15 protein-coding genes are annotated in these 20,254 nt (G+C 59.3%); 2 read left to right on the forward strand and 13 right to left on the reverse strand.

Annotated features, from left to right (window positions below; all coding sequences use genetic code 11):
* Position 1: 1 nt before the first annotated feature.
* On the reverse strand, positions 2–1,585 hold the full coding sequence (gene dptF, locus ACLEIV_RS15290) for a DNA phosphorothioation-dependent restriction protein DptF (RefSeq protein ID WP_410457494.1): 1,584 nt from the start codon (positions 1,583–1,585) through the stop codon (positions 2–4).
* Positions 1,586–2,179: 594 nt separating this feature from the next.
* Between dptF and ACLEIV_RS15295 the strand changes: the two genes are divergently transcribed.
* The gene (locus ACLEIV_RS15295; protein ID WP_410457495.1) at positions 2,180–3,322 is read left to right on the forward strand and encodes a hypothetical protein; all 1,143 of its coding nucleotides are present in this window, start codon (positions 2,180–2,182) and stop codon (positions 3,320–3,322) included.
* 79 nt (positions 3,323–3,401) lie between these two features.
* Here ACLEIV_RS15295 and ACLEIV_RS15300 read toward each other — a convergent pair whose 3' ends face one another.
* From ACLEIV_RS15300 to aptA, 5 genes are all read right to left on the reverse strand, one after another.
* A complete protein-coding gene (locus ACLEIV_RS15300) occupies positions 3,402–4,490 on the reverse strand; it encodes a YkvI family membrane protein (RefSeq protein ID WP_410457496.1) in 1,089 nt (362 codons plus the stop codon).
* Positions 4,491–4,779: 289 nt separating this feature from the next.
* Positions 4,780–6,804, reverse strand: coding sequence for a TonB-dependent receptor (locus ACLEIV_RS15305; RefSeq protein ID WP_410457497.1), 2,025 nt, complete (start codon positions 6,802–6,804; stop codon positions 4,780–4,782).
* Between the two features lie 272 nt (positions 6,805–7,076).
* Positions 7,077–8,054, reverse strand: a complete 978-nt coding sequence (locus ACLEIV_RS15310) for a calcium/sodium antiporter (protein ID WP_410457498.1) — start codon at positions 8,052–8,054, stop codon at positions 7,077–7,079.
* Positions 8,055–8,420: 366 nt separating this feature from the next.
* Positions 8,421–9,911, reverse strand: coding sequence for a CoA-acylating methylmalonate-semialdehyde dehydrogenase (locus ACLEIV_RS15315; RefSeq protein WP_410457499.1), 1,491 nt, complete (start codon positions 9,909–9,911; stop codon positions 8,421–8,423).
* Positions 9,912–10,128: 217 nt separating this feature from the next.
* Entirely contained in the window at positions 10,129–11,481 is a 1,353-nt protein-coding gene (aptA, locus tag ACLEIV_RS15320; RefSeq protein WP_410457500.1) for an omega-aminotransferase AptA, read from the reverse strand.
* Between the two features lie 374 nt (positions 11,482–11,855).
* Between aptA and ACLEIV_RS15325 the strand changes: the two genes are divergently transcribed.
* The gene (locus ACLEIV_RS15325; protein WP_410457501.1) at positions 11,856–12,776 is read left to right on the forward strand and encodes a LysR family transcriptional regulator; all 921 of its coding nucleotides are present in this window, start codon (positions 11,856–11,858) and stop codon (positions 12,774–12,776) included.
* On the opposite strand, the gene ACLEIV_RS15330 is transcribed toward ACLEIV_RS15325, so the two are convergent.
* The 7 genes from ACLEIV_RS15330 to ACLEIV_RS15360 form a co-directional block, all read right to left on the reverse strand.
* Positions 12,773–13,720 (reverse strand): bile acid:sodium symporter family protein, encoded by a 948-nt coding sequence (locus ACLEIV_RS15330; protein WP_410457535.1) that lies wholly within the window; start codon positions 13,718–13,720, stop codon positions 12,773–12,775. The genes ACLEIV_RS15325 and ACLEIV_RS15330 overlap by 4 nt on opposite strands.
* Before the next feature lie 9 nt (positions 13,721–13,729).
* Positions 13,730–14,512 carry a 2-keto-4-pentenoate hydratase gene (locus tag ACLEIV_RS15335; RefSeq protein WP_410457502.1) on the reverse strand — a complete coding sequence of 261 codons (783 nt, stop codon included), beginning with the start codon at positions 14,510–14,512 and terminating at the stop codon, positions 13,730–13,732.
* A gap of 36 nt (positions 14,513–14,548) precedes the next feature.
* Positions 14,549–16,000 (reverse strand): amidase, encoded by a 1,452-nt coding sequence (locus tag ACLEIV_RS15340; protein ID WP_410457503.1) that lies wholly within the window; start codon positions 15,998–16,000, stop codon positions 14,549–14,551.
* A complete protein-coding gene (locus ACLEIV_RS15345) occupies positions 15,976–17,268 on the reverse strand; it encodes a TRAP transporter large permease (protein ID WP_410457504.1) in 1,293 nt (430 codons plus the stop codon). Before ACLEIV_RS15345 ends, ACLEIV_RS15340 begins: the two co-directional genes overlap by 25 nt.
* Positions 17,265–17,897, reverse strand: coding sequence for a TRAP transporter small permease subunit (locus ACLEIV_RS15350; RefSeq protein WP_410457505.1), 633 nt, complete (start codon positions 17,895–17,897; stop codon positions 17,265–17,267). The genes ACLEIV_RS15345 and ACLEIV_RS15350 overlap by 4 nt, the downstream gene beginning before the upstream one ends.
* A gap of 59 nt (positions 17,898–17,956) precedes the next feature.
* A complete protein-coding gene (locus tag ACLEIV_RS15355; RefSeq protein WP_410457506.1) occupies positions 17,957–18,994 on the reverse strand; it encodes a TRAP transporter substrate-binding protein in 1,038 nt (345 codons plus the stop codon).
* Between the two features lie 83 nt (positions 18,995–19,077).
* The gene (locus ACLEIV_RS15360) at positions 19,078–20,250 is read right to left on the reverse strand and encodes a pyridoxal-phosphate-dependent aminotransferase family protein (RefSeq protein WP_410457507.1); all 1,173 of its coding nucleotides are present in this window, start codon (positions 20,248–20,250) and stop codon (positions 19,078–19,080) included.
* Between the last annotated feature and the right edge of the window lie 4 nt (positions 20,251–20,254).

Below are 20,254 nucleotides of genomic sequence, written 5' to 3' on the forward strand. Positions count from 1 at the left end.
ATCAGACGGCTCCCTCCACGATAATCATGTCATCATCCTGCTCTAGGAGATAGCTATCCCCTCCCTCGTAATACTTGAGTGTTGGGCTGATTTTAGCGACGGTTCGGACCTGTTCAACCATTTCATCAAGTAAAATAATGGCGTTTTTGTCGTACTTGTTGGGTCGATAACCACTATTGAGCTTGCAGATCAATTCAAACAAATTCAGGTTGATATCCATCGGCTTGAGCGCTTGGTCGCTGACCTTGAGGTAGACACAGAAATAGTCGTACTTCTCGACATTTTGAGATTGTATGACTTTAAAATCCGCTTTTAGGTCAATGGGAGCTGCCACCTTACAGGGTCCAAACTGCCCTAGAAATAGTTCACGCTTGGACAACTCAGGCGCATTGCGATTCGCGTATTTAAAGATGGCGGGAATGAGCTCCTTCGTATAAAAGGCACGCAATGTACTCTGGATCTCACTTGCGCCACTGTATTGCTCATGTTGTAGCCAAACACTGGCATAGTGTTCCAGCAATTGCTCCTCAAAATTGGATCTAAACTGATGATGATAGTTATTACCTAGATCATTATTTTTGAGTAGGTAAAAAAGGCGAATAAGCGATGCTGCTTGCCCTGGCGTCGACCTGGGTTCAGTAAAAACAATGCCTAACGAGGCAAGCTCGGCCAAATAATCATCCAGCTTAGGATCTGGCAAAGACAACTCATAGCGTAAAACAAACTGGTCAATAGCTTGGGTGTGGATCAGAGCGGGATCAAACTCGGCAATGCGCAAACTCAGTTCGTTCTCCCGCCCCATAAATAAGTTATCGAACAGATAATTTTCACCCACCAGTATCTGATGCAAAAAATCCAACAAGGCTCGGGTGGTGATGAATTGATCCTTGATCAACCGAGTCTTGAACAAGGTAGTGATGATGATATCTTGGATGCTTTCATCGGCAAGCAGCCTGAAGTTGGTCGTTAAACGAGCATCACGCTGCTGTTGCTCATCTCGCTGCGCGATAATATGGAACAGGTTCTCATCACTTTGCTGAGTTAAACGCTTAAGTAGTTGACGCATAAAGCCGGAATAACAGCCGGATTCGTCGTCGAAGCGAAACTTCGGGTATGACTCAAAATCCAGAAAATGATAGGGCCCTTCTGTACGTATTCCTTCCGTCAAGAAACGTTCGATCACAGCTCTCAGCTCAGCATGCCGTTCATCCCCTGCCTTCGCAAAATTGGCCAGCATGCCAATGTTGATCCCGACAACCAGAGGGGGGTGTCCTTGACCACTGCGATCAAAAAGCTCATCCAGCGCTTCTATGGCCGACTGGTGGGGCGCAAAGCTGTGGGTCGCATCAAGGTGGAAGTTGAAGCGGTGTTTATATTGCTCAACATTACGAGATAAAATTTCTGATTTGCCGTCACCACTACTTCCACAGAGAAAAAGACACTCCCCAGGCTGAAGAGATCTGAGGTTTTTCTCAAAATCCAGTTCAATCTCTGGTTTAACGTAGAGATAATCCTTCAACTCATCGTAAACATCTGGTCGGCGATCCGATGAAGTTTTAACCGAAAATGATGAAGATTTAGCCAAGACCCCAAGGGCCTTTCTGAGAATGAGTCCACTCACGTGATAGCCCTAAAAATAATGTAATTTTGGAAGAGTAGCCTATTGAATCTAAAAGCGGCCAATAGTTAAAGGGCTAACAGAAAATTATCTGATCATTATCGACGATCGTTGCCTAACCCACTGTTCAATACTTGACCAACCAGAGAGGGGAACACATTTATTCTGAACTCTCCCCTCTTTGCTCTATTTAATGCCATACCAACTACAGAGCTCCTCGGCTAAGCTCTCAATATGAAAAAACTCTCCATCTACAGATGGCGGATTTTTATCAGTACGGCTCAGTATTCGAGCTTTCACTTAATCGTTGCTGTGAACTCCCTGCTCCATACTGGGCTGGCTAGCGCCCCGCTTAAGTTTGAAGGGAGCGTAGATTAGCGCCCACCAGAAACAGGCTCAGATAGCCGATCAGCGGGTAAAACAATGCGACCAGCTGGGAAAACCGGCAAACTGGCCACAAAGCTCACCGCTATATTCTCAAATCAGATGCAGTTAACGGTTGTAGACTCGGAACAAACCGGATATACCCTTGGCTGTTGAGTCGTCCTGAGTGGTGATCCCGTGAAGAAGCTATTTTTGATTTGTGGCCTGGCCCTGCTGCTGGCAACGGTGTTCAGTGTGGTTAGCCGCCCGGTTCCCATTGAGCAGAGACTGATACAGATTCAGGCCGGCGATGTGCTGCAGGGGTTTTCCGATATTGAGGAAGAACCGGTCGAGGTTCAGGCCGTGCTGCTGGATCTGACCGATAACCCGCTGCTGCTGGTGAAAGCGCAGGCGGCGTTTGTTCGTTATCCGGGCATGGCCCGCAGGGTGTTTTTTCTCTACGGCCAGGAGCCTGAATTTCAGGAAATTCTGCTGCGCTACGGTGAAACGATTCTGCCACCTATCCATCATTTTCTGAGCCACCCCATCCACAGCATCGAGCTGATAAACCAGGCCAACCAAGGCTACCAGGCCATCAAGCAGTACTTTAGCGCTTCCCCGGAAGGGGCCAACACCACAAGCCCGATCTCAACCCAGGGCCGGCATCAGACGCTTTCGCCGGAAGAGCGCGGCTGGTATGCCGTCAACTTCATCAAGCATGAAGGCCATGACTTTCTCGGCCAGTTTGTGGTGGATACCCAGGGTGAAACCCGGTGGATAGTGACCGAACGCATGCTGGAAGGTCTGAACCAGTTTTTTACCGGCGGCATCCGGCGCCTGGAAACCAAATACCGCGCCGGTGAAGAGCTCACAGCAGGGGATATCGGCTGGGCATCGGTCGATGTGCTGGTATTAACCAGTGCCGTAAAAGTGTTGCGCATGGGGCGTGCGGCAGCAGTCACCACTCAGGGTGCCGGCCGAAGTGCCCGCTCGGCGGCCCTGGCTGCCCGGGCAAGTCAGGGCGGGCGCATGGTGCTGAGCGGTGCCCGCTATGCGAAGTGGCCCCTGGTTATTGGTGCCGGCTACCTGGTGATGACCCACCCCAGCCTTGTCAGTGACCTGTTCGCGGGTGTCGCGGATGTGCTGGGTTACCCCGTGCCGGCCGTGCAGTTTGCGGGGTGGCTCTTGCTGTTGATTCCGGCGCTTTACCTTGGCAGCTGGCTGCTTTGGCTCTTTGGCCCACTACTCATGGGATTGTTACGGGTGGCTTACTTCATGCTGGCCAGGCTGAGTGGCAGGAAAGCCCGGATTCCGGGTATGGGTAGCGGCAGCATAAGGTAACGCATCGAATAGCGAAGACAAAAGCCGCCATCTGTTGATGGCGGCTTTTGTCTTCTCGGCTCAGTGTTCGGCCGTTCTCTTAATCGGTGCCGCGAGCCGCCGGTGCCCTAACCGGCTGGCGGGCATCCCGCTTGAGCTTGAAGGGGGCGTAAATAAGCGCGCCCACCAGGAACAGGCCCAGGTAGCCGATCAAGGGGTAGAAGAAGGCAACCAGTTGGGTAAAGCCGGCAAAGCTGGCCACAAAACCCACTGCCAGGGTGATAAGGGCAAAGCGGTTGGCGGCCGGAGTACGCATTTCCACAAAACGGGCGACAAAGGCATAAAACATGCTGGCACCTGTGCTGAAAATCATGCCAAACAGCACAAAGGCCATGCCTTTCGCCAGCCAGGGTGAAATACCGTCGATGATTTTAAGCAGTGGCAGGGCATAACCGGCAATGTTGTCGATTTGCGAGAACATGGCCAGGTGGCTGATCATGATCAGCACCCCCACCCCGGCGCCGCCGAGCAGGCCGCCCCATTTGGCGATGTTTTCGTTTTTCTCGGCGCCCCCCATCACCAGTGACATGGCAGCCCCCACGGCGATGTTGAACGACACATAGTTGACCGCAGACACCAGCCAGTGCGGCAAGGTGGATTCTACGCTTTCGGCAATGGGTGCCAATTCGGCAAAGGTGCGATCCATGGTGGCCAGGCTGTATATGCAGCTCAACACCAGCGCCAGCACCAGAAAGGGAGTAATACTGCCGATCAGGGCCACGACGCGCTGCACGTTCATCAGCACCGTCGCCCCCATCAGCAATGTCATCAGTACGCTGCCGATGTAGGCATCCAGCCCGAACTGCTGGTTAACCAACGAGCCGGCGCCGGCAATCATCACCACCCCTACCCCGAACAGGGTAAAGATGATCACGTAATCCACGATCACGCCGATGTAACGACCGCTGATCTGATACACCACGGTTTTATGGGAACGGGTACCGGTGCGACTACCCAACAGGGTGAGCATCATGCCCAGATAGGCGAACAGGGCCGTGGCCACCACGGCGGCGGCGGTTCCCAGGTAACCGAAGCTGGTGAAGTACTGCAGCACTTCCTGACCGGAAGCGAATCCGGCCCCTACGATAATGCCAATGAATGCACTGGCGATTTTCAATATATTCCACATGATCGTCTAATAGTCCGTTAAATGACCCCATAGATAGATTACAAAGGGCCGAATAGACAAAAGGTACTGTTGCAGCACCGGTAAAGCCGGCGACCTTAGCAAACCCCGACAAAAAGGTACACCAGACCTTGGTCGAGTATGAGGAATGTCGTTGGGGGAGGTAGAGGCTCAGCCCGGCGGGATCAGCCGGGCATAGGCCAGGGAATGGGTGCTGTATGGCGTCCAGATCTGCGGGGTGCCACCGACGCCCCGCCTGGTACTGTGGTTCAACGCCTGCGTACAAGATGGATCAAAGCTGGTAACGGTAGCTCAGCATCCATTGAGTCGGGGCGCCATAGCCCAGCTGATGTGCACCGCTGCCACCGGAGGTGGTACCCAGTATGTATTTTTCGTTGAGCACGTTATCCAGATTCAGCTGCAGGGTATGATGCTGCTGCCAGCTGTAGGCGGCCATCAGGTCTACCTTGGTGTAATCCCCCAGGGTCACGGCCTCGTTGTTGCCTGCGAAGCGATTGCCCACGTACTTGACGCCGCCGCCCAGTTTCAGGCCAAAGTCAGTCTGATAGCTGGTCCACAGGGAAAACAAATGGTCGGACACATCATTGGGCCGGTAGCCGGTTTCCCGGTCTTTCGCCTCCAGATAGCTGTAGCCGGCGGCAATATTCCAGGCATCGGTGATCTGGCCCCGGGCTTCCAGCTCCAGACCCTCATGACGAAACTCGTTGCGGGCGGTGATCTCGCCGTTATCGTTGGTTTCGGGCTGCTGCTGGTCGATGCGGAACAGGGCGCCGTGCAACATCAGCCGGTCTTCGAACAGGTAGGATTTCATCCCCAGCTCGAGCAGGTCGGTACGGTAGAATTCGGCCAACCTGGGGTTGACGTAAATACCGCCGTAGGGCAATTGCCAGGAGCGGCCCCAACTGCCGTAAAACGACAGTTCATCACTCAGGGTGTACACCAGGCCCAGGCGAGGACTCAGCTTTTCATCCTCGTTGCTGCTTGTTGTACCCTTGAATTGCTGTTCCAGCTCCATGCGGTCGTAGCGCACCCCGCCCAGCACCGACCAGGGCCCGAGAGTCACCACATTCTGCGCATAGAGTCCCAGAGAGTCGGTGCTGTTTTGTCTGAACGGGGCAAAACCGGGGTTGTCGGTGTTTCTGCCTTCCGGGTTAAGCAAGTCCTGTGTCGGCACCTGATCTTTCTTGATGGTGGCCAGGGTAAAATCACGTTCAAATTCGTTGTAATCCACCCCCATCAGCAACTGGTTATGCTCGGTGTTCCAGGTCAGCTCCGATTGCAGGGTAGCGCTGGTCTGGGGATCGAAGCCGAAATTGTTAACCGTCTGCTCCAGGCGGTTACCGTTCACATTCGCGTTGCGGGTGCCCTTTTGCTGCAGGGTAATACGGTTATAGGCGGCGCGGTTAACCCACTCCCAGCTGTCGGCCAGAGCCACCTTGTGGGTAAGCGCCAGCCGCTGGCTGTCGGCCTCCTGAAAATCGTTGCGCGCACCGTAGTAGGTTTCTACCGGCACATCTACCGGCTTGCCGTTTACCGAGGGCACGCCGCGATAAGGCGTTACTTCCTGATGCAGTAATTCCAGATCCAGATCCAGAGTCTGCCGCTCGCCCGGCTCCCAGCGCACCGTGGGGGCGATAAAGTAATCGCTGTAGTCCACTTCGTTTACATAGCTGTCGCCTTGCCGCAGCTCAAGGTTGATACGCCCGTTCAGCGAATCGGTCAGATTCCCCCCCGCGTCCAGCCGGCTGCCGAAACGACCTTCGCTGCCGGCGCCGAGGTTCACATCCAGTACCTTGCGACCGTCGGCCCTCTTGCTGATAAGGTTGATGATACCGCCGGCCGAGCCTCGGCCATAGAGGGCGCCGGCCGGCCCCTTTACCACTTCCACCCGCTCTATGTTGGCCAGGCTGCGAAAGGTCTGAAAGCCGCCATCGTCGCGCAGGCCGTCACGATAGGTGTCGTTGAGGGCATCAAAGCCCCGGATCACGAACTGATCCCGGCTGCCCTCCCCCAGGGTGTTGTTGACCCCGGCTACGCCCTCCAGCGCATCCACCAGCCGAATGGCGCCCTTGTCCTGCATTTCGGCACTGGACACCACCGACACCGACTGGGGCACCTGCTGCCAGGGAAGGTCGGTTTTGGTACCGGAAGTGGGCGCGTACTCCGCATAGCTCTTGTACAGCTCGGCTTCCACCAGAACATCGTCCAGAGTAAAAACTGCATCGGCCTGGGCCAGCATTGGCAGGCCGCAGGCCAATGCCACGGAAAGAGCAAGGGGGTGAGGTTTGGGTAGCATGGTGTTAAGTCCGTTTCAACATTCAAAACCTAAAGAAAGGCGCGAATGAGAACAAATATCATAAAATTGATCAAGTAGTTTTGATTTCCAGGTGAATCTTCAATCTGAATTCGGGTGTATAAGCTGCAGCTTGGGCGTGGTCGGTCTGCTACCCAGGGCAGATCGGCGTCAGCCCAACCTGCGTAAGCCCGGGAAGTTTCCGTCGACACACACAAAAAAGCACCGCCCCATGACAGGTTGGTGCTTGTATTCAGCCATAGTCGGGTACCGGCTCAGCCGGCGACGAGTACGCCCCGAGCCAGCCAGCCGGTGTAACAAACGTACACCGCCAGCAGCAGGGCGCCTTCATAACGATTGACGCGCCCCTGACGGCCCCCGAAGCCGTAGCCCAGCACAAACAACGACAGGGTCAGGCCCCCCATCACCATGAAGTCACGGCTGATCACCTCGGACGCCACCTCCATCGGATGGATAATGCCCGCCAGGCCTACTACCGCCAGGGTGTTGAACAGGTTGGAACCGATGACGTTGCCGATGGCCAGATCGTGCTGATTCTTGCGAATGGCGGCAATGGACGACGCCAGCTCCGGCAGCGAGGTGCCGATGGCCACTATGGTCAGGCCGATGATCAGGTCGCTCACCCCAAAAGAGTGAGCGATATTCACCGCGCCCCATACCAGGATACGAGAGCTGACAATCAGCAGCAGCAAGCCGGCCAGCAGCCAGAAGATAGCCTGTTTCAGGCTCATCAGGTTATCATTCAGCTCCTTTACCTCCTCACCGGTCATGCTGTCGTTGCCGTTACTCATGCCCTGCTTGATGCTCCAGCCCATCAGCAACACAAAGACGCCGAGCAGCATACCGGCATCCAGCCGGGTAATAGTGCCATTCCACACCAGCGCCAACGACAGCAGAGTGATCAGCAGCAGTATCGGCAACTCTTTGCGCAGCACCTGGGAATGCACCAAAATCGGGCTGATCAGGGCGGTAACACCAAGAATAAGGCCGATATTGGCGATGTTGGAGCCATAACCGTTACCCAGAGCCAGGCCCGGATTGCCTTCCAGCGCAGAGATAATCGACACCACGATTTCCGGCGCCGAGGTGCCGAAACCGACAATCACCATACCAATCAGCAAGGGCGGCATGCCCGCATATCTGGCCGTGGCCGAGGCGCCGTCTACAAAGCGGTCGGCACTCCACACCAGTACGGCAAGGCCGAGAACAATGGCGGCAACAGACATCAGCATGAGACACCTCCCGCCGGAGCAAAGCAGGTGGTGACCAGGGTTTTAACAGCAGTGGGTAGCATAAAGACTCTTCAGGGCGGGATCTTGAATACCAGAGAAAGACCCAGATCCCGCCCGGAAATAGGTCTGACTCAGGTCTCATCAATCCAACAGGACACCACCACCATAAGCCTTCGGCTTAGAGATTGTTGACGATGGTTTCGGCCGGCGCCGAACGATTACTCCCCCAAGAGGCGCATATTGTGACAGCTTGCCGCAGCCAAGAAAAGGTCCTTCAGGTCGGTATATATGAAGACGGCGGCTTGGATCGGTCCAATAAACTGGATCCTACGGCCGCCATGTCCCTCACTCTTCACCACTCAGGTCCTACATACTCGGAAAGGCGAAGTCCGAGGCCTGATGGCTGGCGCGTTCGGGCCAGCGCTGGGTGATGGTCTTGCGGCGGGTATAGAAGCGTACCGAGTCGGGTCCGTAGGCGGACAGATCACCGAACAACGAGCGTTTCCAGCCGCCGAAACTGTGGTAGGAAACCGGTACCGGCAGCGGCACATTGATGCCGACCATGCCCACTTCGATTTCATCGCCAAACAACCGGGCGGCCTCACCGTCGCGGGTGAAAATGCAGGTGCCGTTGCCGTATTCGTGGCCGTTGATAAGCTCGATAGCGGCTTCCAGGCTGTTGACCCGAACCACGCACAGCACGGGGCCGAAGATCTCTTCCCGGTAGATACTCATCTCCGGGGTGACCCGGTCAAACAGGCAGCCACCGAGGAAGTAGCCCCCTTCATGGCCGGGAACCGTCAGGCCCCGGCCGTCGACGGTGAGCGCCGCCCCCTGCTCTAGCCCGGCGCCGATGTAGCCTTCTATTTTGATCAGATGCTCACGACTGATCACCGGGCCCATGTCCTGGCCGCTTTGGGTGCCGGGGCCGACTTTCAGGGCGCGGATCTGAGGCTCCAGCCTGGCGATCAGCGCATCGGCCACCGCATCGCCCACGCACACCACCACCGAAATGGCCATGCAGCGTTCACCACAAGACCCATAGGCGGCGCCCATCAGGGCACTCACGGCGTTGTCCAGATCCGCATCGGGCATCAGCACCGCATGATTCTTGGCGCCCCCCAGTGCCTGCACCCGTTTGCCGTTGGCGGTGCCCTGGGCATAGATGTATTCCGCTACCGGGGTGGAGCCGACAAAGCTGATGGCCTTGACATCCTTGTGGGCCAGCAAGGCATCGACCACCGTCTTGTTGCCGTGCACCACGCCAATCACCCCCTTGGGCAGACCGGCCTCTTCCAGCAGTTGGGCAATCAGCAACGAAGAGCCGGGATCTTTTTCCGACGGCTTGAGAATAAAGCAGTTACCGCAGGCGATGGCCATGGGCAGCATCCACAGCGGCACCATGGCCGGAAAGTTGAACGGCGTGATGCCGGCCACCACGCCCAGCGGCTGAAAGTCGGACCAGGCATCGATACTGGGGCCCACATTACGGGTGTAGTCGCCTTTCAGCAGCTCGGGCACGCCACAGGCGTATTCCACGTTTTCGATGCCCCGCTGCAGCTCACCCCGGGCGTCTTCCAGCGTCTTGCCGTGCTCTTCGCTGATCAGGGCGCAGATATCATCGGCCCGCTCTTCCAGCAACTGCTTGAAGCGGAACATCACCCGCGCCCGCTTGGCCGGCGGCGTATCGCGCCAGGCCGGAAACGCCGCCCTGGCAACGGCCACCGCTTCGGCCACCAGGCTTTGGTCGCCCATGCAAAGCTGGCGGCACACCTGGCCGGTGGACGGGTTATACACGTCCAGGGTAGGGGTACTGTGGTGGCGTTCGCCATTGATCAGGTGAGGAATGGTGTTCATCTTGTGGTCCTTTTGCTTGTTATGCGAATAGATTGAAACGAGCAGGATGTTGCACCCCTGCTCGAAAATGACTCCAGTAGGCGCCCATTTATGCGGCGCAAATCTGCAGGCAATTCGGTGCCTGCAGGTATAGCGTCATGTGTCGTTGGTACTGCCTTGCGCGGCAAGGCCTGCCAGCCAATGCGGCTGCTACATCGGGCTATCTCCGGCGTCATATTCAAACCTGAGCCTTGAGGGTGCCGTGCACGGCGTTGAACAGCTGCTCCAGCTCGTCCGGGGTGGAAATGAAGGGGGGGCCAAACTGCAGGGTATCGCCGCCAAAACGCACATAGTAGCCCTGCTGCCACAGGCTGAGTGCCAGCTCCATCGGGCGACGAGCCGGCTCCCCCGGACAGGGCGCCAGTTGCACCGCGCCGGCCAGGCCACAGTTACGGATGTCCACCACATGAGGCAGCCCTTTCAGACGGTGGATCTGTTCCTCGAACACCGGCATCAGGCCGCGTACCCGGCCCGGCATGTCTTCATCAATGAGCACATCGAGCGAGGCCATGGCGGCGGCGCAGGCCACCGGATGCCCTGAATAGGTATAGCCGTGCGGAAATTCCACCATATAATCGGGGCCTGGCTGATCCATGAAGGCCTGATAGATATGATCCTTGGCGATCACCGCCCCCATGGGGATGATCCCGTTGGTGAGCTGTTTGGCCAGGTTCATGATGTCGGGCACCACGCCAAACGCCTCGGCACCGAACATGGCGCCCATACGCCCGAAGCCGGTGATCACCTCGTCGAAAATCAGCAGAATATCGTGCCGGTCGCACAACTCGCGCAACCGTTGCAGGTAACCCACCGGTGGCACTATCACCCCGGCAGATCCCGCCATTGGCTCGACAATCACGGCGGCGATGTTGGAGGCATCGTGCAGCTCAATCAGCTGCAGCAGATGATCCGCCAGCCCGGCGCCATGCTCGGGCTGCCCCTTGCTGAAGGCGTTTTCGGTCAGCAGGGTATGAGGCAGGTGATCCGCATCCATCAATTGGCCATAGTGCTTGCGGTTGCCACCTATGCCCCCCAGGCTGGTGCCGCCCATGTTGACCCCGTGGTAGCCCCGGGCCCGACCGATCAGCCTGGTTTTTTCCGGCTTGCCCCTGGCACGCCAGTAGGCGCGGGCCATTTTCAGCGCCGTGTCCGCGCATTCGGAGCCGGAGTTGGTGAAGAACACCCGATTAAGATCCGCCGGTGCCAGCCTGGCCAGTCGCTCGGCCAGCTCGAAGGCCAGCGGATGCCCCACCTGAAAACCCGGGGCATAATCCAGGGTACTCAGCTGATGGGTGATGGCCTCGTTGATTTTGGGGTGTTTATGGCCCAACCCGGTACACCAGAGGCCCGAGAGGCTGTCAAACAGCTTGTTGCCCCGGGTGTCGGTAAACCAGGCCCCCTCGGCCCCGGCAATCAGTCGGGGGGCGGACTTGAAGGCCCGGTTGCCGGAAAACGGCATCCAGAAGGCATCCAGATTCAACTGCCGGGCCCTGGCCTCGGCGGTGGATGATAAGTCAATCATGCTGTTCATCACGGCTCCCTGTATCCCTGTTACATGCCAGCGCCTCATGGACGCCACGCGATAACCGGATAATGCAATCTGTTACCAAAAGGTTAAATGTAAACTTTGTGAACTTCAGTTCAGTATTTACTTAACTTTCATTCGCCGCTATAAACGTCGCTCAACATTGAGCAGCTCGATGCTGCCGTGTCGCCGCCACTTTAGCCGGCAGGCTTGCAGCGCAAGGCAATACAGACGACACAGCATGCTCAGATTATGGCGCCATGCCGGCAGGCACCGGGTCGCATGAAGGATTGCGCCACATAAATGGGCGCCTACGGGGTTGAGGCATGAGCAGAGACTCGGGGTGACGTCGCAGGCAATGAGAGACACAAGGAGAAACCATGGAGCAAGCAAGGCAGCCGCTGCTGAATCAGGTCAGTGATTTCGAGCTGAAACTGTTGAAGGTATTTCGTACCGTGGCGGCCTGCGGCGGCTTTTCGGCGGCGGAAGTGAGCCTGGGCATCAGTCGGGCGGCGATCAGCATGCAGATGGCGGATCTGGAAAGCCGGCTGGGGTTCAAGCTGTGTCAGCGCGGTCGGGCCGGTTTTGCCCTCACCGACGAAGGGCGACGGGTACTGGAAGCCAGCGATCGGCTGGTGGGCGCCATCGACCACTTCAAGGCCGAAATCAACGATCTGCACCGGCACCTGCGCGGCACCCTGGCCATCGGCATTACCGATAACCTGGTCAGCCACCCGGGTATGAAAATCACCCACGGCCTGGCCGCGCTCAAGGCCCGGGGGCCGGAGGTGAAGATCAACATTCACATGCAGCCGTCGGATGATATCGAAATCGGTGTGCTCGACGGCCGGCTCAATATCGGCGTGGTGCCCCGGGTGCGCGAGCTGCCGGGGCTGGATTATCTGCCACTCTATGAAGAAAGCTCCAGCCTCTATTGCGCCACCGGACACTCGCTATTTTATGCGAGCGACAAAACCATAACACTGACCGACCACGAGGTAGTGGTGCCCAGCTTCGCCCAGCCCGCCGAAGCGCAGGCGCTGTATCACCGTCATCCGCAGGGCGCGCAGGCCAATGATAGAGAAGGCATCATGTTTCTGCTGCTCACCGGCTGTTATCTCGGCTACCTGCCGGATCACTACGCCCGCCCCTGGGTGGAGCGCGGCCGAGTGCGGGCCTTGCAGCCGGACAATGCCGGCTTCACTACCCGTTTTTGTGCCATCACCGCCCGTAGCCGCAGAGCCAATCTGGTGCTGGACACCTTTATGGATACACTATCGCCGTCCTCCTCTTCCGGCTAAGTCGCTTCTTCAAGCGCAGCCGGCTGCCTTTGCCGCCGCTGGATGCGGGAGGCCAGCAGGGAGTCGAACAGCATCTGCAGAAAGTGAAACAGAATGCAACTGACCACCGCCGCCCCGCTGCTGGAACCCAGCCCCACCAGCACGCTCACCGCCACCGGCATGGTTTTCTGGGACGTGGTAAACATCAGCGCCCGCCGCTCCGCCAGCGCCAGCCGCAACAGGCGGCCGCCCAGCACACACAGCAGTAACAGGGTCGCATGCAACAACACAGACCAGACCGATAGCTCGAGCAAGGCACCGGCCGAGAGCTGATACAGCGCCTGCCCGCTGGCCGACAGGGTAACCCAGGAAGTCACAATCACGCTCAGGGTCGATACCTGCCCCAACCAGAACAGGCCTCCCAGTGCCGGGCGCCACTGTCGCAACAGCATGCCGACGATAAAGGGCAGCAACACTATCTTGAGCAGGGTCACCAGCATGGGCCAGGGCGAAAGAGCCAGCTCTCCCCCCACCAGCAGGCTGAGCATGAAGGGAATGGTGACGATACCGAGGAAGTTCAGCCCCAGGGTCATGAACAGCGACCAGCCGGCCTTGCCCCCGGTGATGCGGGTCAGCACCACGCAGGACGACAGGGTCGGCGGCACCATCGACATCACCAGCGGCCCCAGACGCAGGCTCTCGTCCAGCCCGCCGAAGGCATACACCAGCCAGCCCAACAGCGGCGACAGCAACAGGCTTATCAGCGCACCGCTCAACAGGGTGCGGCCAAAGCCCGGCTCCGGCCGCAACTGCCGCAGCGACGTCTGCAGACCGTTCATCAGGAAGATCAGCGCCACCAGCCAGGGCAAGAGCCCCAGCTGGTTCAGCCAGATGCCGGGGGCCGGCAACAGCAGGGCGGCGCCGAACGCCAGACACAGCCCCAGTGGGAATAACCAGACGATGATGCGGCTCCTTTATTCGCCGAGGAGAACCCGAGCTTCGCCGATACCGGGGAAGATCACTTCCACCTCGGTACCCGGCTCGACGAAGATCATGCCGGTCCAGGTGCCGGCGGTGATCAAATCTCCCTCCTGCAGGCCACCGTTGCGCGCCACCAGATGATTGACCGCTTCCGTCAGGATCAGGGTGGGATCAGCCAACGGATGACCACCCACCTTGTTGGCCTGCTCGACGCCGTTGAAGCGCAGTATCACCGGCTGCTTGCCAAGCTCTATGTTCTGCCAGTCGGTCACACCGCTGCCCACCACCAGGGCGCCGTTGATCTGGTTATCGGCCAGCCGCCACAGCTCGCCGGCCTGCTGCCAGTCCTGCAACCGCGTATCCACCAGCTCTATGGTCACGCACAGCTCGCCGATGGCGTCTTTGACTTCCTGCTCCGTATACAAGACGGCCCGGGAGGACAGCGAGCGGCCCAAACGAAACGCCAGCTCGCCCTCGATGCCGATCATGTGAAAGACGCCGGTGTCGACCAGGGCACCGCTGTCATGCACCCGCTGGGGAGGAATGGGCGCGCTGTAGGGGGCAACTCCCGGCCGGGGCGCCCCCACTTTCCAGCTGGAGGTACGCAGCCCCTGTTCGAGCCAGAGCTTGCGGGCCAGCCCGTCCTGAATGGCATAGGCCTCGGCTACCGTCTGCGGTGCGCAGCTTGCCGGCAGCGCCTCGAACTGTTCTGCCGCCTGATAGGCCCCGTGCAGCAGGGTCACGGCGTCGGTCACGCCGGTGTTTACTGAGGTCATTGACTGTTCTCCATCTGTTGAATGCTTTCCATGCAGTTATTGCCTGGCATCGAAGTTAGTTGTGGTTTCACCGGGCCATTGCCAGCCCGCCCCGGCGGCGGCTTCATACTCGGCCGCCAGTCTGAACAACAGTTCATCGTCACCGAAGTTACCCACCAGCTGAAAGCCGATGGGCAGCCCCTGCCCGGCTGGGGCCGACGGCAGATTGATGGCCGGGTGGCCGCAGGCATTGACCCAGCCGGTGTAGATGGCATGACCTCGGGGGCCGACTTGCCGGCCGTCGATTTCGGTAGGGTAGCCCTGCTCCGCCGGCCAGGGCAGCGCCGCCGCCGAAGGGGTCATGATCACGTCCACCTGATCGAAGGCGGCACTCACCAGGCGGCGAAAAGCATCGATATCATCAATGGCATTGAGGTAGCTCGCCGCCGCTATGTCGCGGCCCCGGGCCGCCTGGGCGCGGAATTTCTCCGCCGCCACCGGCTCGGCCTCGGGATAGCGCTCGAACAGCGCCGCCACCGCCACCGCGCCCAGCATGGGCCAGAAACCGTCGACAAAGTCCAGGCTGAACGGCAACTCGCCTTCCGTTACCTCGTGCCCCCGGCCGCGCAGCACGGCGGCGGCACCGGCGACACTGGCGGCAATGTGCGGGTCCAGCGGATGGTCGCCGAAGCGAGGCACATACAAAATACGCAACCGTTCCGGCCCTATGGTGCAGTCGACCCGGCCCTGAGCGACCCGCAGCGACTTGCGATCCCGCGCATCCTCCCCCGCCATGATGTTGAACAGGGTGGCGGTATCGGCCACCGAGCGGCCGATGGGACCGATGACTTCGAAGTCCAGCATCACCTGGGGCAGGCTGTTGACCCGGGCCACGGCGCCGATGGAGGGTTTGAACCCCACCAGGCCGGTGTGGGACGCCGGCCGGCGGATGGAGCCGCCGCCGTCGGTCCCGATGGCCAGCGGCGCAAAACCGGCGGCCACCGAAGCCACACCGCCGCCGCTGGAGCCGCCCGGAGTCAGGGCGGTATTCCAGGGATTGCGGGTTACCCCGAACAGCGGATTGTCGGTATAGCCCTCCAGGGTGAACTCGGGCACATTGGTCTTGCCCAGGATCACCATGCCGGCCCGGCGACAACGAGCCACCGACAGTTCATCGGACTCGGCCGGCCGGTCGGCCAGGGCCTTGTTGCCCCAGGTCGTGGCCAGACCGGCCACGTTGAGGTTGTCTTTTATGGTCACCGGCACCCCGTCGAGCGGGCTCAGCGGGCGGCCTTGTTGCCAGCGTCGGGTGCTGGCCTCGGCCGCCGCTTCGGCCTCGGGGTTGGAGGCAATCAGCGCATTGAGTTCGGGGTTGAGCGCTCGAATGCGTGCATCGCAGTCCTGCCACACCGCCAGCGGGGTCAGGGTGCCGGCGGCAAAGGCCGCCGCCAGTTCGCCGGCGCCCAGGCGCCAGCCGGACTTCATCAGCTCATCATGTTGGGCAGCCATAGGGCAATCTCCGGAAAGGCCATCAGTGACAGGGTAAACAGCATCATGATCAACATGAACGGCAACACGCCCCACATGACATCCTGAATATTGCCGCCGTCTTTACGCACACTCTGCACCACGAACAGGTTCATGCCTACCGGCGGGGTGATCAACGCCAGCTCGCACATCAGTACCACAAACACACCGTACCAGATGGGGTCCACGCCCAGGGCGGTGACGATCGGATAGGTGATGGGAATGGTCAGCACCTGCATCGACAGCACGTCCATGAACATGCCCAATGCCAGGTAGAACAGGATCAGTACCAGCAGCAGGCCGGTGGTGCTCAGCCCGAACGAGGTCACCCAGTCGGTCAGTTCGTCCACCACCCCGGTGAGGCTGATGGTCAGGTTGAGCACGAAAGCCGCGGTAATGATCAGCAATATCATGCCGGTGATGCGGGCGGTCTGGATGAAGCTTTCCTGCAGAAACTTCATGTTCAGGCGGCCGGCGCGCCAGGAGAAGAACAGCGCTGTCATCACACCAAGTGCCGCCGATTCGGTGGCGGTGGCGATGCCCATGTAGATACTGCCCATGACGATGCCGAACACCACCGCGGGCGGGATCAGAAAGCGGGACATGCGCAGCTTTTCACGCAGGGTAATCACCTCTTCGCGCTTGCCGCCCCTGCCCATGTTGGAAATACCGATATAGACCATGAACGACAGGCTGAGCAGAATGCCGGGGATCAGGCCGGCCATGAACAGCTTGCCGATGGAATTGCTGGTCAGGGAACCGTAGATCAGCATGTTGACGCTGGGTGGGATCAGAATGCCCAGGGTGCCGCCCGCCGCCAGGCTGCCCAGCGACTGGCGCATGGAATACTGACGTTCGTTGAGTGAGGGTAACGCCACGGTACCGATGGTGGCGGCGGTGGCAACCGAGGAGCCGGATGTAGCGGCAAACAGGGCACAGGAGCCGATGTTGGTGTGCAGCAGGCCACCGGGCAGGCGCCCCAGCCAGGCCGCCATCGCCAGATACATCTTGTCGGCGATACCGCTGCGCAGCAGCAGTTCGCCCAGCATGATGAACAGCGGAATGGCGGTAAGAATCGCCTCGTTGTGCACGCTCCAGACCACGGAGCCGATGGAGTCTACGAACGGCATGCCGAACACCATGACCCCGCCAATCACCCCGATCAAGGCCATGCTGACGGCGATGGGCATGCCCAGCAGCAAGAGCCCCAGCATGGCGAAAAAGCCGACAAATACCACGGATAAACTCATAGGGTTCCCTCCCTGACCGGCTGCCCGGAGACACTAGCGGATAGCGATACTTCTTCGACGGTGCCGCTTGCCTGTTGACGGTGTTTGAAATCTTCCAGTTCTTCTTTCAGTTCTTCACTGACGCCCTTGGGATGAAACTCTTCATTGAGTTGAGCGCTGCGGCCGCTGAGCAACAACCAGGTTGCCCGCAGGCCATAGATGGTTGCGGTAAATGCAAACACGGTCAAACCGGCCAGCCAGACGCCCTGAGGGTACTTGAGCGGTGTGGCCCAGGGAGTTTGTGCCGTGCTGCCGTAATCCAGGGTTTCCAGCACGATTTGCAGGCAGACCCAGAACAGAAACAGGCCGAACAAGGCCATCAAGGTGGCCGACAGCCAGTTGAACAGGGTCTGTAATGATTTGGGGAACTTCTCGTGAAAGATGTCGATGCGCATATGGGCACGACCCAACAGCGCCAGGGTAAAGGACAGGGTGGCTCCCGCCGCCAGGGCGTAACCGCCCAGCTCATCCACCCCCTGCAACGACACGTTGAAAAACTTGCGTAACAGGGTTTCGGTCACCACCAGCACAGACAACAGGAGGAAAATTCCCCCAAACACCATGCTGGCCATATATTCAATTCGTTTCATCAGATACCTCCTTGTCGCCGCATGAACAGCGGGGGCTAGGCCCCCGCTTGAATGCAGCATTACATGCCGGCAATGGCGCCGACATCGCGCTTCCAGTCGCTGGCGCATTCGGGGTTGGTCTTGTTACAGACTTCCGCCCAGGTCGGGAAAGACACTTCTTTCACCGTATTGGCGACAATGCTCAGATCCTGCTCGGTCACCGGCACCTCGACCAGGTCGAACTTGTTGCCGGTAGTGCAGGGCGCGCCGCCCACGTTGCAGCGTCCGGCATCCTCGAACAGCTCCTCGGAATAAGCCCAGATTTCATCAATCAGCCCGTCGAAGGCGGTCTGCAGCGTCACCTGCTGATCCGGCGTCAGCTTGTTCCAGGCCTTGAGGTTGATACCGTAGCCATTGAGCGCCATCTGGAAGCCCAGCGGCAGCACGTGGGTGGTCACCTCGGGCCAGCCGGCGGAGTTGGCCGAGCTGGGGCCGGTAATGGCGCACTCAATCACGCCCAGCGCCAGACTCTGGTGTACGTCGCCGAAACCGATGGGCACCGGAATACCGCCCACCGACTCGACAAACTGGGCCAGGTTCTGGTCATAGACCCGTACCTTCAGGCCTTTCACATCACTCAGGCTCTCAATCGGATGGTTACAGAACATCACCTGGGGGCCGAAGGGCCAGACACCCAGCAGCTTGGTGTTGAAACGTTCCTGCAGCCGCTTGTCTACCGTCTCCTTGTAGGCGTCGGCCACCTGGCGGCCCTGAGCAAAATCCGGGCTCAGCCCCACCAGATCCAGGCCGAGGATGGTCGGCTCGTCGCGGGAGATCTGCGACATGCGCAGCGACACCAGATCGAACATGCCCGACTTGAGCACCCGTAGCTGCTCCACGTCCTTGATACCCGTGGTGTCCAGCGGCTTATAGTTCACCTTGAGCGGCAGGCCGGTTTTTTCGGCCAGGGTTTCGAAGAACGGCTGTTCCTTGTTTTTCTGAATCAGCCCGGTGGCCAGCGGCTGGCCGATCACCTTCAGCTTGATGGTGTCTTCCGCCATGGCGGGGCTGGCCGACACGGCGGCACAGACCAGTGCAGAGAGCAGCAGTTTTTTCATCTTGGAACTCCTTCCTTGAACACAAAGATAATGTGCGCATCATGCGCAGCATGGCGACGGCGGGGCACCACCGACGCCCGTTATCAGGCGCCGGTGTCGGACAGATAGGCCATCGCCGCCTGTACACCCCCGCTCCGATGCGGTACCCCGGCACAGGCCAGGCCCATCTCGACCCCGGCCAGGGTGCCGAGCAGGGTCAAATCGTTGATGTCGCCCAGGTGGCCGATGCGGAACACCCGTCCCTTGAGCTTGCCCAGACCCGCCCCCAGCGACATGTCAAAGCGCTCCAGAATCACCTTGCGCAATCGATCCGCGTCCTGCCCCTCGGGCAGCAGCACGGTGGTCAGTACCGGGCTGTGCTCAGCCTCGTTGAGGCACAGCACTTCCAGCCCCCAGGCTCGCACCGCACGACGAGTAGCCTCTGCGTGGCGCTGGTGGCGGGAAAATACCTGCTCCAGCCCTTCTTCTTCCAGCATGCCGATGGCTTCCTTCAGGCCGTACAGCAGGTTGGTGGCGGGGGTATAGGGAAAATAACCGGTGGCATTGCCGGTCAGCATCGGCTGCCAGTCCCAGTAGGATTTGGGCAGTGTGGACAGCTCCGCAGCCCTGAGCGCCTTGTCGCTCAAGGCATTGAAGCTGATCCCCGGCGGCAGCATCAGGCCTTTCTGGGAGCCGGACACGGTGACGTCCACGCCCCATTCGTCGTGGCGGTAATCGGCGGAAGCCAGCCCGGAGATGGTGTCGACCATAAACAGCGCCGGATGCCGAGTGCTGTCGATGGCCCGGCGCACCTCGGCAATCCGGCTGGTGACCCCGGTGGAGGTTTCGTTATGCACCACACACACCGCCTTGATGCTGTGCCCGGTATCGGCCTGCAGATGGGTCGCAATGGCCTGCGGATCGGCACCGTGGCGCCAGTCACCGGGGATGAATTCCACCTCCAGCCCCAGCTTGGTGGCCAGTTCGTGCCACAGGGTGGCGAACTGACCGGTTTCGCACATCAGCACCTTGTCGCCGGCGCTCAGGGTGTTGACCAGCGCCGCCTCCCAGGCACCGGTGCCCGAGGCCGGGTAAATCACCACCGGGCTTTCGGTCTTGAAGATGCGCTTGATGCCGGCCAGCACTTCCTTGCCCAGCTCGGCAAACTCCGGCCCCCGATGATCGATGGTCGGATAATCCATGGCGCGCAGAATGCGGTCCGGCACCGGTGACGGGCCGGGGATCTGCAGAAAATGACGACCACTTTTATATGACATGACT

Source organism: Oceanisphaera submarina, assembly GCF_046521305.1.
Taxonomy (GTDB): Bacteria; Pseudomonadota; Gammaproteobacteria; order Enterobacterales; family Aeromonadaceae; genus Oceanimonas; species Oceanimonas submarina.

What these genes read in the sequence shown, in the direction of transcription:
- ACLEIV_RS15300 (WP_410457496.1), bottom strand. Translation starts at nt 4,490, where the DNA reads ATGTGGAATATATTGAAAATCGCCAGTGCATTCATTGGCATTATCGTA.
- ACLEIV_RS15305 (WP_410457497.1), bottom strand. Translation starts at nt 6,804, where the DNA reads ATGCTACCCAAACCTCACCCCCTTGCTCTTTCCGTGGCATTGGCCTGC.
- ACLEIV_RS15310 (WP_410457498.1), bottom strand. Translation starts at nt 8,054, where the DNA reads ATGCTGATGTCTGTTGCCGCCATTGTTCTCGGCCTTGCCGTACTGGTG.
- ACLEIV_RS15315 (WP_410457499.1), bottom strand. Translation starts at nt 9,911, where the DNA reads ATGAACACCATTCCTCACCTGATCAATGGCGAACGCCACCACAGTACC.
- aptA (WP_410457500.1), bottom strand. Translation starts at nt 11,481, where the DNA reads ATGAACAGCATGATTGACTTATCATCCACCGCCGAGGCCAGGGCCCGG.
- ACLEIV_RS15325 (WP_410457501.1), top strand. Translation starts at nt 11,856, where the DNA reads ATGGAGCAAGCAAGGCAGCCGCTGCTGAATCAGGTCAGTGATTTCGAG.
- ACLEIV_RS15335 (WP_410457502.1), bottom strand. Translation starts at nt 14,512, where the DNA reads ATGACCTCAGTAAACACCGGCGTGACCGACGCCGTGACCCTGCTGCAC.
- ACLEIV_RS15340 (WP_410457503.1), bottom strand. Translation starts at nt 16,000, where the DNA reads ATGGCTGCCCAACATGATGAGCTGATGAAGTCCGGCTGGCGCCTGGGC.
- ACLEIV_RS15345 (WP_410457504.1), bottom strand. Translation starts at nt 17,268, where the DNA reads ATGAGTTTATCCGTGGTATTTGTCGGCTTTTTCGCCATGCTGGGGCTC.
- ACLEIV_RS15350 (WP_410457505.1), bottom strand. Translation starts at nt 17,897, where the DNA reads ATGAAACGAATTGAATATATGGCCAGCATGGTGTTTGGGGGAATTTTC.
- ACLEIV_RS15355 (WP_410457506.1), bottom strand. Translation starts at nt 18,994, where the DNA reads ATGAAAAAACTGCTGCTCTCTGCACTGGTCTGTGCCGCCGTGTCGGCC.
- ACLEIV_RS15360 (WP_410457507.1), bottom strand. Translation starts at nt 20,250, where the DNA reads ATGTCATATAAAAGTGGTCGTCATTTTCTGCAGATCCCCGGCCCGTCA.